Raw genomic sequence first — 14,124 nt, forward strand, 5'->3', positions numbered from 1 at the left:
AGCAGCTTTTTATTTTATACTTCTTCTCGACTCGTTCTTATACAAGAAAATAGTAATAATCGCAAGCACTATAATAACTACCAAAGTAAATACTCTATAGTTCGAGATCGTAGCAGTACCGATTAAAAAGGCAGGTATAACAGCCATAATTAAGCCACCAAACATACCGACAAACGATCCTACACTTTGTTTTACTATTTGAGTTTCTGATACCCAATCATAATAACCAAATCGATTATTAATAAAAATCCCCCATACTGCCGAAAAGAATGAATATGTTATCGGTGTTATTACGATTAAAAGAGAACTCCAAATATCTAGTTTTAACCCTATTATCAGTAATACGGAACTGATAAGTGATGCAGGTATACTTAATGAAAGATTCATAAGTATTTTACTGTCATAAATCATCTTTGGCGTAATAGGTAACGACTTAATAATCCATACATTTTTTCCTTCTAATGACAATGACACACATGTTGTACACGTCATCGAAATCGCTGCTGCAATAGCAAATGGCGCAACCTTTTGCAACAGGGTCTCAATTCCAGGGTAAGCTATTAATTGACTTGGTCCTACTACAACTATAGCTAGTGCGAAAGCTAGCGCCATCACAACTCCCATTCCGCTATTTACCACATACACTGTAGAAGAAAAGAAACGCTTCAGTTCTTTTTTATACAATGCGGCCAATACACTTTCTTTTCTCATGCTATGAATTTCATAATTTGAAAGCATATGATAAGTGGTAATCTCTGTATTTATTTGCTTATATTTTAACGAAAGGATTTTTACAAAAAGATAATACCAAATAACCGATATCCCAACAAACAGGATGAAAGCTACAATATCAGCATGAACAATTGCTTTTTGAAACATGTTAGCTAATGGATACACTTTAGTTAGTTGCTCTGAAATAATTGCACCTATTCCGTTCATATCATTAAGACTATATTGAGCATTTCCGCTTTTTAGCATAAAGAAACCGAATGTAATAATTACTATAAAACTTAAAGTCGTAGTTATTTTATTCGTATTTTTAAATTTAGAAGCGATTGCCGTAATAGCAGCTCCAAAAATCGCTGCTATTGTTGTTGGAATTAAAGATGCTATAAACATACTGATGAACCACATAAAGTAAAAAGAAACTGATGGCCTCTCATGTATGCCATAAACAACTCCCATTGGTAGCATGATTATGATTGAAAAGATCGTATTCAGCAAATATAAATACAAAAACCTACTTGTAATAACCGTACTTACACGAATCGGTAATGACATTAAAAGATCGTAATCCTTAAAAGCAAAAATCTCTCCATTTGCCTTAAATATAGTGAAAAACAACGTCAATACACTGCTAATAACTAGTGCATAAACTGGGATAATTTCACTTATTCCTAGTCTCACCAATCCATATGCCGAGGCCCCACAATATAGCATTAACATGACACCAACTAAGGCAATAGATGCTGACAGTAAAATCTTATTCTGCTTCTTCTTTTTATCTTTTTCGTATTTAAAAGTATTTAAACCAAGCTGCGTTATCAAGCGGATTTTTAAAAGACCTAGACTACTAATATTCATTAGCAAGCTCCTTCATAAAGAGCTCTTCCAATGATCCTTCCTTTATTAAAGAATTCACTTCCCCTGAAAGTGCTAATTTCCCTCTATTAATCATCGCTATTTTATTACATAACTTCTCCGCCACATCTAAAACATGCGTAGAAAAGAAAATCGCACTTCCCTTTTCACAAAGCTCCTTCATAATACCTTTCAACACTACAGCAGCCTTTGGATCAAGACCAACGAAAGGTTCATCTAAAACTAATAATTTCGGTTTATGCAAAACCGCTGATATAATCGCCACTTTTTGTTTCATACCATGTGAATAAGAAGATATTAAATCACCTAGGTACGGTGTAATCTCAAAAGCATCTCCATACTTTTGTATCTCCTTTTCCCGATCTTTTGCAGACACTTTAAACACATCCGCAACAAAGTTTAAATATTGAATTCCTGTTAATTGCTCATATAAATCTGGATTATCGGGAATATACGCCACTACTCTCTTACATGCAATCGGATCCTTTTTTACTGAATATCCATCAACAAAAATTTCACCCTCTTCAAAATCTATAACTCCAACTAACGACTTAATTGTTGTACTTTTCCCCGCACCGTTATGCCCAATAAATCCAAAGATATCTCCTGCTTGAACAGTAATATTTAACTGATCTACTGCTTTTTTGCCCCCTTTGTATGTCTTGCTAAAATTTATAATTTCTAACATGTGATTTCCCCCAAACTATCTTTTTAACTGAATTTTCAGACCCAAAAGCGAAAAATTTACTCAGCGAGCTTTTTCGTTATCCCCACTGAGTATTAAAATTTCTTAACACATAGAAACTATAAATATAAAATTTGACTAGTACAGTTCAATCCCTTATTGCTCACAATTGCATTTCTTTTTTATATAAAACGTAAGAATATAAATTTGTTATGAGGACAGCAACTACTATAATCCCTAGCATCATATAAGATCTCCAATCAGCTGGAGCGAAAACACTTATAATCATAATGAGTCCTAAAGCTACAAATACTTTTCCACTAAATCGATGTGTTTTCCGCCATACTTCTTCATTACTTAACGTCCAAGGATTACGCATCCCAACGAAAAAGTTAGGCTTACACTGCGGTAAATAATTACCCATCACTAAAAATAAAACACCAACTAATAATTCTGGAACTCGATTAATGAATAAATTATATCCTAGTCCACTTGTAATAATATCTATATTTCCTACAAATAGTAGCAATAGTATCCCGTTATTCATCATCATAAAAGCTTTAGAAAATTTCTCGTAATTTGCTTTCCTTGGATCAATCTTTGGTATCACATTTAGAAATACATATAACGCAATCATAATTCCAACCATAGAAATCATTCCATATAATTTAGAAGAATAACCATCTACCTTACCACCACTCCAATGTGTCGCGATTGTATCCGGCAAATGTGGCCAAGCAAACGCCCAAGCTATACAAGTTATAAGAATTAATATAATTGCAAAAAGATGCTTTTTCATTTCCCCTCTTCCCCCTTATTTGTAAATGTAAACACCCAAGTCAATAAATCTTGAAAGACAGTTGTGTTCAAAGAGTACACAACGAATTGCCCTCTTTTTTCATCTTGAATAAGTTCAGCATTTTTAAGTGCATTTAAGTGGTGTGAAATACTTGGCTTTGTCATGTTGAACTGTTCAGCAATTTCCCCAGCTGTTAAATCGCCTTCTTTTAATAAATCTAAAATTTTTCGCCTTGTTGGGTCTGCTAATGCTTTGAATGCTTGATTCAATGTCTTTCTTCCTTTCACTAATTAGACATTTAGATATTTATCTAAATGTTAAAATGATTTCAGTCAATTGTCAATTATATATAAGGCCCTTTTTACTTTTTCCACTTTTGACCCATACTGTTTACTATATAAATCCTGTTTAATCTTTCATCATATAAATACGCCACAACTATGCTATGTATAACAAAAAAGGAAAGCCTATTCATTTGATTTCTTTGTTTTTACTTCGTACGGGGCAAAAAAGGCTCTGACCGCTTCTATGCATGGCTGGATCCTCTCTCTCTCCTAAAAAGACAAGTTCTATGTCGTCTTTTAAACTTTTATATTTATATAGCTCTCATTTCAACATAATGAAAAGACTTGAAACACATGATACACTATAGCTACAATTGTTTTTTTAGGAGGAATATACATATGTATAAAATTTTAATCGTTGAAGACGATCCAAATATTTCATCATTATTACAATCTCACATTCAAAAATATGGCTATGATGCTGTTGTTGCGGAGAACTTCGATGATATTATGGAATCGTTTAACGCCGTGAAACCACATCTTGTTTTACTTGATGTAAACTTACCGAAATTCGATGGTTTCTACTGGTGCCGTCAAATTCGTCATGAATCTACTTGTCCAATTATTTTCATTTCAGCTCGTGCTGGTGAAATGGAACAAATTATGGCGATTGAAAGCGGTGCGGATGATTATATTACGAAGCCGTTCCACTACGACGTTGTAATGGCGAAAATCAAAGGTCAATTACGCCGTATTTACGGTGATTATGCACCAAATATTTCTGAACGTATCGTTGAGGTTGAAGGACTAAAACTATTCCCTGAGCGTCCAGAAATTCATTTTGGAGCTGAGCAAGTTCTTTTAACGAAGAAAGAAGCAATTTTAGCAGAAATGCTATTATCTAAATTCCCGCGTACAGCGAGTCGTGAAGATTTACTAGCCGCTCTTTGGGACGACGAAAGCTTCGTTGAGGAAAATACATTAAACGTAAACATCACGCGTCTTCGTAAAAAGTTCAATGAGCTTGGTATTGAAAATGCTATTGAAACAGTACGTGGACTTGGGTATCGTTTTAACGCAACTTGGAGTGAATAAACATGAAGCTATTTTTACGTGATCATTTTGCATTTTTCCTACTATATGTATTAAACTTCGGAATCATTTTCGTTCTTTATGATGCAGTAGACGGATTTCAAAATAATAAGTTTTACTTCATCGTTTTAAGCTTATACTTATTCATCTGTTTCCTCGCTTATCGTTACGTTCGTAACCGTAGAATGTACCACAGATTAAGTGAACCACCAGAGAAAATGGAAGATGCGTTTATTGAAAGAGCGACTGCTCCTATGCCCCACAGTGTAAACGAGCTCGTTCGTACGCAATATCGCCTATTCCAAAAAGACCTACAAACATTCGAAGTAAAACAGCAAGAACACCAATTATTTATTAACCATTGGGTACATCAAATGAAAACGCCTGTTTCTGTTATGCAGCTTATGGTGCTTGAAATGGAAGATGAGCATTTAATCCCTAAATTCAAAAAAGAGCTAGAGCGATTAAATCAAGGGCTCGATATGGCTTTATACATGGCAAGATTAAATAACTTCCATGAGGACTTCCATGTTGAGACGATTTCATTAAAAGATGCGGTAACAAAAAATATTAACGGATTAAAAGAACTATTCATTCGAAACGGAGTCTTCCCCGTTTTAGAAGTTCATTCAGATTTAAAAGTTGCTTCTGATGCGAAATGGCTAAAGTTCATTATTTATCAGTTAATGACAAATGCAGTTCGCTACTCTGGTGAGCGCGGAAAGAAAGTTTTCTTATCAGCTTATCGCAATGGTAAAGATATTATTTTGGAAGTTCGTGACGAAGGCGTTGGTATTCCGCAAGAAGATATTCGAAGAGTATTTGAACCTTTTTACACTGGAAAAAACGGTCGTGCATTTGGAGAATCTACTGGTATGGGGCTTTATATTGTAAGTAAAATTTGTGATTATTTAGGTCACTCTGTGAAACTAGACTCTGAAGTTGGTAAAGGAACGATGATTAAAATCATCTTCCACAACGCTGCAAATAATCAAGCAGAAAATACGGAGAAGGTGACCGAAGCATGATCGTAACATATGCTAGCAAAATGTATGAGAATATACTCTCATACATTTTTTGCAATAAAACTACATATTGGCCTTCTAGCGGGAGGTTCATATTATGACATTTTGGCAATTTGCATTTAAAAATGTAACGCGCAACTCAAGAGCTTATTTTGCCTACTTTGTAAGCAGTGCTTTTTCCATTGCTGTTTTCTTTTCATTTGCTGTTTATTTGTTTCATCCGAAATTACAAAATTTCACTATGATCTCTGAAGTTTCCGGATTAATGATATTTTCAGAAGTTGTAATTGTTTTGTTCTCGTTCTTTTTTCTACTCTATTCAATCGGATCGTTTTTAAAAGTTCGTAAAAAGCAATTTGGTATTTTAACTATTTTAGGTATATCAAAAAAACAATTACATCGACTCGTTTTCACTGAAAATATGTTAATTGGTATTTTATCTATCTTTTTCGGTATGCAGTTTGGACTTGTCTTTTCGCAGTTTTTCTTATTAGTAACAGCGAAAATTACACATCTACCGGGGATATATTTATATCCCCCTACGAATGCTTTCATTTTAACAACGATTGTGTTTCTTGGTCTCTTTATCGCTGTATCTTCATTTACACCCATGCTAATTCGTACGAAAAAGACGGTAAACCTATTAAAAATGAATGGTAGGAAACAAAAGGAAAGAAAACCATCCATATTTATCTCTCTATTTGGTGCTATCTGTTTATTAGGTGGTTATATTTTAGCTGCAAACCCTAAATATTTCTTCTCAATAAACACGCAAGTAGGCGTTATCTATATGGTGTCAAGTGTTTTTGTGATTCCAGCACTTGTTACAATTGGGACCTATTTTTTCTTTTCTCAAATTAGTTTCTTACTTATTTATATTTTAAAGAAAAGAAGAAAGTTTTATATGAAACGAATTAATATGCTTTGGATTTCGGATTTAGCAAGTCGTATTCGAACGAATATCAATATGCTTTTTATTGTAGCGATGCTTTCTACAATTGCTTTCACAATGATTACGTTCCTATATGGAGTCGGAAAGTTTACAAAGCTAGATGTTGCGAGAACTTCACCTTTTCCATTTTCTTATTTTTCATATGACGCAAATCCTTTTGCTAACGAGCATTTAACTTGGCTTGAACAGCAGTTACAAAAAGAAAATTTCTCTTATAAAAAGATCAAAGCTGATTTATATGAAACACCATTGAAAGAAGATGAAGGTATAACAACTTACAATGACATCTATGCCATGAAACAAAGTGACTATAACAAACTTGCAGCTTCCCTGCGAATGAAACAACTATTCATGAGCGATAACGAAGCATATGTCTTAAGCGGTGGCGCTTATTTCACCTTATTCAGCCAATTTGAGCCAAGCTTCAATAGAAAATCCATTACACTTTCTAGCACAAATACGATATTACAAGTAAAGGGCTATGAACAAGTAGGGGCCATTCCCTCTGACTTTTCATATCAAACTTTAATTTTACCTGACGCTGTTGTAAACAACTTACCAAATACAACAAAGCATGTAGCAGCGTACAATTATAACGTACAAAACTGGGAAAAGACGTATGAAATTGCTGATGATTTTATGAAGAAAATACAAAGAGATCGACAGGAATTCCAATACGAAGGACCACTTATACGCTTCTATGAATCAGCAGGCTCATTATATAGAATCACATCAGGAAGTGCCGCATACTTCCTAATCGGGACATTCTTAGGTGTCATTTTCTTTATTGGAGCTGGTAGCGTTCTTTACTTCAGAATGTATACAGATTTAACGAACGAACAAGAAAAATATGTAGCAATTTCAAAAATTGGTGTAACAGATGCAGAGATGAAAAGATCTGCAACCATTCAACTTAGCATTTTATTTTTCGTTCCGTACGTTATGGCGTCCATTCATACAATGTTCGCAACAAAAATGCTTCAAGACGTAATTGCTTTATCACTATTCAAAGAAATTTCAGCCGTTCTTATTATTTTTGGAGTAGTTGAATTCATCTTTTTCTTATTCATTCGCTCCTTTTACATGCAAAAGTTATCAGAGTATACGAATGGTTAAGTTTTATAAATATATTAGTATAGGAAAAGGATACCTCTTATATCCTTTTCCTCTTCACTCTATTAGGAGGTCTAGGTGAATGACATTTTGGCAGTTTGCATTTAAAAACGTCTCGCGGAACGCCAGAGCTTATTTCGCCTATTTTGTAAGCAGTGCGTTTTCCATTGCAATTTTCTTCTCGTTTGCAGTTTATTTATTTCATCCTAAATTGCATATGACAGGCGTGAATGTTGCTCTGAACATATTAATGACAATCTCAGAAGTTGTCATTGTATTCTTTTCATTTTTCTTTTTACTATATTCAATCGGTACTTTCTTAAAAGTACGAAAAAAACAGTTCGGGATTTTAACAGTACTTGGCATATCTCCAAAGCAATTAAAGAGGCTCGTATTTCTAGAAAACATGCTAATTGGTGGCCTATCCATATTTTTCGGCATTCAATTTGGCCTTGTCTTTTCACAGTTCTTTTTATTAGTTACCGCCAAAATTACGCATGTGCCTGGTTTATATTTATATTGGTGGCCTACAGGTGCTATCGTTTTAACTATAATTATCTTTCTTGGACTCTTCATTCTCGTATCATCTTTTACACCGATGCTAATCCGTACGAGAAAAGCTGTACGTCTTTTAAAAGAAGGAACAAAACAAAAAGAAAGAAAAGCATCCGTACTCATCTCTCTATTTGGTGCGATATGTTTAATATCTGGATATGTTTTAGCAGCAAACCCGCTATATTTTATGTCACTAGGAGATATCGCTGGGCTTTTGTACGCTGCCTCCTGTATATTTGTCATCCCATCACTTGCTGCAGCTGGGACATATTTTTTCTTCTCACAAATTAGCTTCTTACTCATTCGCATATTAAAGACGAGAAGAAAATTTTATATGAAACGTATTAATATGCTTTGGGTTTCTGATTTAGCAACTCGGATTCGGACAAATATTAACATGCTCTTTATCGTGACGATGTTATCGACACTCGCTTTTACAATGATTACATTCTTATATGGGTTTGGGAAATTCACAAAGTTTGATGAAATAAGGCAAAATCCTTTCCCGTTTACTTATTTATCACATACTGAAAATACGTTAGCTGATGAACATTTAAATTGGTTAGAACAAAAATTTAACGAAGAGCAATTTACTTATACAAAATTTAAAACAGACATATATGAAGTATCTTCAGCTGAGGATAACTCACAGCTCTATTATGCCATTAAACAAAGTGACTATAATGTACTTGCTAAAGCATTAAGCTGGGAAACTCTCACGGTGAATAAGAATGAATCTTATATTCTTATGAAAGACTTAGACGATCAAGTTATTGGAACAATTCATACTAAAGAAAAGAAAAATATTCTTCCACTTACTCAAAACAATTTACAACTACAAGTGAAAGAATATAAAAGTTATAACCCCTTCCCAAACAGCTTAATATACCAATTACTCGTACTATCTGATGAAAATGTAGAAGCCTTATCAACTACTTCAAAACAGATGAGTGTATATAGCTTCAAAGTTCCAGATTGGGAAAAGGCACATAATATCGGTTCAGCATTTATAACAAAAATTGATAATGACAATGCAGCTATTCAGGCAGAACATCCACCGTTTCATGCAAGTGAAGCAAGCGATTCTCTATACAAAACAAAATTAAATGTTGCTTCGTTTTTCTTAATTGGTACTTTCCTAGGTGTTATTTTCTTTATCGGAGCTGGCAGTGTTCTTTACTTCCGTATGTATACAGATTTAACAAATGAGCAAGAAAAGTATATAACGATTACAAAAATCGGTTTAACAGAAGTCGAAATGAAGCAATCCGCTACAATTCAACTTGCGATTCTTTTCTTTGTTCCTTACATTATGGCATCGATCCATACGATGTTTGCGACAAAGATGTTACAAGAGATATTACATCTATCATTATTCGCTGAGATTACAGTTGTACTTGTAATCTTTGGAACGGTTGAAATTATCTTTTTCCTTTTAATTCGTTCCTTTTATATGCAAAAATTATCACAACATATTAAGTTTTAAAAATAGAAAGGTGATTATTATGGAAGAAGTATTACACATAAAAAACGTCTCAAAAGTGTATGAAGGAAAAGTACCTCATACCGCTTTAAAAAATATAAATTTACATGTAGATAAAGGTGAATTTGTTGCTATCATGGGACCATCTGGTAGCGGTAAATCTACATTTTTAAACGTTATCTCTACAATTGACTCCCCTACTTCTGGTGATGTCGTGATTAATGGAAAAAAACCGCACACATTTCGTAGAGAGAAACTAGCTATTTTCCGCCGCCAAGAGTTAGGGTTTGTTTTTCAAAACTTTAACCTGCTAGATACACTAACAATCGGTGAAAATATCGTACTCCCTTTAACGTTAGATAATGTTCCTTTAAAAGAAATGGACGAAAAGCTTGATAACATTTCAAAAAAGCTTGGAATTGATCATATTTTGGACAAGCGTATTTTTGAAGTTTCTGGAGGACAAGCGCAGCGTACTGCAGTAGCACGTGCTGTTATTCATCATCCTTCACTTCTACTTGCCGATGAACCGACAGGAAACTTAGATTCGAAAGCAGCAATCGATGTAATGGAGTTATTTACGAAGTTAAATAAAGAAGAGGATGCCACAATTTTAATGGTTACTCATGATCCGTTTGCAGCAAGTTATTGTAACCGCGTTATTTTCATTAAAGATGGTGGGCTTTACAATGAATTACACCGCGGACTATATCGCGAGAAATTTTATCAAGAAATATTAGATGTTTTAGCATTATTAGGAGGAAGGCGTGGATGACGTTTTGGCAATTTGCATTTAAAAATGTCTCGCGTAATTCTAAAGCATATTTTGCTTATTTTGTAAGTAGTGCTTTTTCTATTATGGTTTTCTTTTCATTTACTGTATACGCGTATCATCCACGCTTACAAAATGTACAAAGCTTTCAAGAACGGGATCCTCTAATGAACTTAGCGAGTACAGCACAGCTTGTGATTGTTATGTTCTCGTTCTTCTTTCTCTTATATTCAATTGGAACATTTTTAAATGTACGGAAGCAGCAATTCGGGATACTCACGATTCTCGGTATCTCACAGAAACAATTAAAAAGACTGTTATTTACTGAAAACATGATAATCGGGATATTGTCCATCTTTATCGGTATACAAGGTGGCCTAGTGTTCTCTAATTTTTTCTTATTAGTCACTTCAAAATTAACAAGTGCGAAAGGTCTCTATTTATATTGGCCAACAGAAGCGATTATCGTGACAACCGTAACGTTTATCATTTTATTTTTAATCGTTTCTACATTTACACCTATGTTTATTCGGACTCGTAAAACAGTCCATCTTATTAAAGGTAACAAGAAAGTGACAGCCGAAAAAAGGCCGTCTATACTCATTTCGATATTTGCTTTAACTTGTTTAGGGTTATGTTATTATATTGCTGGTTATCCACAAGGCTACGTAACCGAAAAAAATGTGCAAAACGGATCTGTCTTCTTTATTATATTATCTATTTTGCCACTCGTAGTAGTCGGAACATATTTTTTCTTTTCACAAACATTTCTTCTTCTTATCTATATTTTAAAGAAACGTAGAAAGTTTTATTTGAAACAAATAAACATGTTATGGATTTCAGACTTAGTTGCTCGTACCCGTAGTAATATTAATGTACTCTTTATCGTTTCTATGCTATCTGCGCTTGCATTTACGATTATTATCGGACTATTTGCTGCGAATAATAATACAAAAGCGTCGATACTAGAGCGATATCCTATTCCCTTCACATACAAATTAGAAGGGGATCATTCCCTTGAACGAAAGCACGTTAATACTATTGAATCCGAACTTTCCAATGCTCATTTTCAATATAAAAAATATAAATTTACGCTTTTAAAAGATAATGCTTCAAAAGAAGAGATTGCAATTATGAAAATGAGTGATTATAACGAAATTGCTAAGCAGTTAAAGAGACCTACAATCACCCTTGATTCAAAAGAAGTTTACATTATTTCTGGCTATTCACCAGAGCTATTAAACCTTGTATCAAATCCATTTGTAAAACAAAATACAATTACGCTTGAATCCAATAAAAAGGAGTTTTATATAAAGGGATTTATTAACAAAGGAATAGCACCACCATTTGCATTAGCAAATTTAGTTATTATGCAAGATTATGCAATCGATACTATGATTCCTCATATTGAAACCATTACAGTTTATAACTACTTCGTGGATAATTGGGAAAATGCAATTATTCCAACGAAAAATATATTAAAAAGTATTAGTAATGACACCGAAAAATATTATGAGGCACATAAAGATGATAAGCATGCATCTCCCGTCCCTTTTAATATTTATACAGCTACTGATGAGTTACTCCATAATAAAGAAAATGCAGTTGCTCAATTCTTTATTTGGGCATTTCTTGGCTTTATCTTCTTTATCGGAGCGGCTAGCGTTTTATACTTCCGTATGTATAACGACTTAACGAATGAAAAACAAAAGTACATTACGATTACAAAACTGGGCTTAACTGAATCAGAAATGTTTCGCTCCGCAACGATTCAATTAGGAATTTTATTTTTCGTTCCTTACATCGTTGCTGGTGTTCACACGTTATTTGCGGTTAAGTTTTTACAAAGCATGTTTTCTTTCTCGTTACTAAAAGAGTTACTGATTGTACTCACCTTTTTCGGGATTATCGAGATTATTTTCTTTTTCTTAATCCGCTCTCTGTACATTAATAAATTATCACAGCATATAAAAATATGAATAAAATAGCCTTGTGCATATTGCACAAGGCTATTTCCAATAGTTTTTAATAATTAGCAGTATCCACCATAGCCGCCGCCATATCCACCATAACCGCCGTAACCACAACCACCGCCGCCTCCGCCGAAGCAGCTAGCACCGATGATAATTAATAAAATAAACAATACGATTAGAAGCGCAAAACCGCCGCCGCAGCCACGTCTACGGTCGCAATCATCATGTCTGTGTTCACACTTTTCGCTCATTACTCTATTCCTCCTTTAGTATCATTCATAACAAGTTCAACTTGCTCTAAATGAGGGGATTCCATTTATATTATGTTTTCAGGGCAAATCGGAAGCTTGGCACTCCTAAAAACGGGCTTGTTTCATGAAAAGAGCCCCAACACAAAAAGAGGATACCTTTAAATAGGCACCCCCTTCTTCTAAACAAACATATTAAGTAAAAGCGCAAAGCCGAATGCAATAAATGATAACAATGTCTCCATCACCGTCCACGTTTTAAACGTTTCTTTTACTGTCAAACCTAAATACTCTTTTACAAGCCAGAATCCTGCATCATTTACGTGAGAAAACATTAATGAACCTGCACCGGTTGCAATAACGAGTAATTCTAAATTTACACCCGACATGTGCTGAATAACCGGTGAAACAATTCCAGCTGCTGTCGTTAATGCTACAGTAGCTGAACCTGTTGCAATTCGGATTAATCCCGCTACCATGAACGCTAAGACGATTGGTGATAATGAAATATGTTCTGCCATTTGAGCGATGGCTGTTCCAACGCCGCTTTCAATTAATATTTGTTTAAATCCACCGCCTGCACCAATTATTAAAATAATGGAACCGACAGGTAGTAAACTTTCATCTGTTAATTTTTTAATCATCTTTTTATTAATTCCTTGTTTTATACCAAGCAAATAAAACGCTGCGAAACATGAAATAAGTAAAGCGATTACCGGACTTCCTACAAATACTAAAAATTCAGTTATTTTTTTCGGTAATGAAATATATGGTGCGACTACTGATAAAATCATTAAAACTACTGGTAATAAAATGATAAAGAATGAAGCTTTACGACTTGGCAAATCAGTAGATACTGTCGTAACTCGAACAAGCTCCGGTTCATTTTCAGGTATAACCCTCTTATGTACCCACTTTGCAAATACCGGTCCTGCGATAATTGCTGTTGGTAACGCGATAATTAATGAATACAATAGTACCTTTCCTAAATTCGCGTTATAAATCCCGATTGCTGTCATCGCACCTGGATGCGGCGGCACTAGCCCATGTACAATCGATAATCCAGCAATAACAGGTAAAGCAATTAACAATATATTTTGTTTCGTTGTTTTTCGAATTGAAATAACAAGTGGTAATAAAATGACGATTCCCACTTCAAAAAACACTGGAATCCCTATAACAAATCCGGCGAATAACATAGCCCAAGGTAATTTTTTCACCCCGAAGAATCGAATGAAGAAATCTGCTACTTGCATACCAGCCCCTGAATCGGACATCATTTTCCCTAAAATTGTTCCGAGAGCCAAAATACCAACTAAATGCCCTAGTACACTACCAACACCAGTTTCATAGGCAGTAACAATTTTGGTCAAGTTCAACCCAGACATAATAGCTAAAAATAGACTAGCAACTGTTAGACTAATAAACGCATGCCATTTCCACCATGATACCCCTAAAATAACAATTGCGATCGCAATTAACGTGACGATTAATAAGTATATATCCATATCCCATTCCCCTTCGATATGAAATTTTTTTAC

The 14,124-nt window shown here is 34.4% G+C and carries 12 protein-coding genes; 6 read left to right on the forward strand and 6 right to left on the reverse strand.

The window, feature by feature from the left end; all coding sequences use genetic code 11:
• Positions 1-9 precede the first annotated feature (9 nt).
• From LCF45_RS23855 to LCF45_RS23870, 4 genes are all read right to left on the reverse strand, one after another.
• Positions 10-1,584, reverse strand: coding sequence for a permease (locus LCF45_RS23855; RefSeq protein ID WP_263894327.1), 1,575 nt, complete (start codon positions 1,582-1,584; stop codon positions 10-12).
• Positions 1,574-2,290: an ABC transporter ATP-binding protein gene (locus LCF45_RS23860; protein ID WP_002167491.1), complete on the reverse strand. Its 717-nt coding sequence runs from the start codon at positions 2,288-2,290 to the stop codon at positions 1,574-1,576. Before LCF45_RS23860 ends, LCF45_RS23855 begins: the two co-directional genes overlap by 11 nt.
• Positions 2,291-2,450: 160 nt before the next feature.
• Positions 2,451-3,086: an SdpI family protein gene (locus tag LCF45_RS23865; protein ID WP_000716338.1), complete on the reverse strand. Its 636-nt coding sequence runs from the start codon at positions 3,084-3,086 to the stop codon at positions 2,451-2,453.
• Positions 3,083-3,355 carry an autorepressor SdpR family transcription factor gene (locus tag LCF45_RS23870; RefSeq protein ID WP_001070538.1) on the reverse strand — a complete coding sequence of 91 codons (273 nt, stop codon included), beginning with the start codon at positions 3,353-3,355 and terminating at the stop codon, positions 3,083-3,085. The genes LCF45_RS23865 and LCF45_RS23870 overlap by 4 nt, the downstream gene beginning before the upstream one ends.
• Positions 3,356-3,769: 414 nt before the next feature.
• Here LCF45_RS23870 and LCF45_RS23875 point away from each other — a divergent pair, with 414 nt between their 5' ends.
• The 6 genes from LCF45_RS23875 to LCF45_RS23900 all read left to right on the forward strand — a co-directional run bounded on the left by LCF45_RS23875 (position 3,770) and on the right by LCF45_RS23900 (position 12,341).
• On the forward strand, positions 3,770-4,465 hold the full coding sequence (locus tag LCF45_RS23875) for a response regulator transcription factor (RefSeq protein WP_000276730.1): 696 nt from the start codon (positions 3,770-3,772) through the stop codon (positions 4,463-4,465).
• Positions 4,466-4,467: 2 nt separating this feature from the next.
• Positions 4,468-5,490 carry a sensor histidine kinase gene (locus tag LCF45_RS23880; RefSeq protein WP_263894328.1) on the forward strand — a complete coding sequence of 341 codons (1,023 nt, stop codon included), beginning with the start codon at positions 4,468-4,470 and terminating at the stop codon, positions 5,488-5,490.
• A gap of 94 nt (positions 5,491-5,584) precedes the next feature.
• The gene (locus LCF45_RS23885) at positions 5,585-7,555 is read left to right on the forward strand and encodes an FtsX-like permease family protein (RefSeq protein WP_078203708.1); all 1,971 of its coding nucleotides are present in this window, start codon (positions 5,585-5,587) and stop codon (positions 7,553-7,555) included.
• Between the two features lie 79 nt (positions 7,556-7,634).
• Positions 7,635-9,593 carry an FtsX-like permease family protein gene (locus LCF45_RS23890; RefSeq protein ID WP_263894329.1) on the forward strand — a complete coding sequence of 653 codons (1,959 nt, stop codon included), beginning with the start codon at positions 7,635-7,637 and terminating at the stop codon, positions 9,591-9,593.
• Positions 9,594-9,612: 19 nt separating this feature from the next.
• Positions 9,613-10,365 (forward strand): ABC transporter ATP-binding protein, encoded by a 753-nt coding sequence (locus LCF45_RS23895; protein ID WP_000393251.1) that lies wholly within the window; start codon positions 9,613-9,615, stop codon positions 10,363-10,365.
• Positions 10,362-12,341: an FtsX-like permease family protein gene (locus LCF45_RS23900; protein ID WP_000144926.1), complete on the forward strand. Its 1,980-nt coding sequence runs from the start codon at positions 10,362-10,364 to the stop codon at positions 12,339-12,341. Before LCF45_RS23895 ends, LCF45_RS23900 begins: the two co-directional genes overlap by 4 nt.
• A 53-nt stretch (positions 12,342-12,394) precedes the next feature.
• Here LCF45_RS23900 and LCF45_RS23905 read toward each other — a convergent pair whose 3' ends face one another.
• Together LCF45_RS23905 and gntP are read right to left on the reverse strand one after the other, a co-directional pair.
• Positions 12,395-12,586, reverse strand: a complete 192-nt coding sequence (locus tag LCF45_RS23905; protein ID WP_002167484.1) for a YjcZ family sporulation protein — start codon at positions 12,584-12,586, stop codon at positions 12,395-12,397.
• A 179-nt stretch (positions 12,587-12,765) separates the two neighbouring features.
• The gene (gntP, locus tag LCF45_RS23910) at positions 12,766-14,091 is read right to left on the reverse strand and encodes a gluconate permease GntP (RefSeq protein ID WP_063226030.1); all 1,326 of its coding nucleotides are present in this window, start codon (positions 14,089-14,091) and stop codon (positions 12,766-12,768) included.
• Between the last annotated feature and the right edge of the window lie 33 nt (positions 14,092-14,124).

It is taken from the genome of Bacillus sp. 41-22 (genome assembly GCF_025809295.1).
Classification (GTDB): Bacteria; Bacillota; Bacilli; order Bacillales; family Bacillaceae_G; genus Bacillus_A; species Bacillus_A mycoides.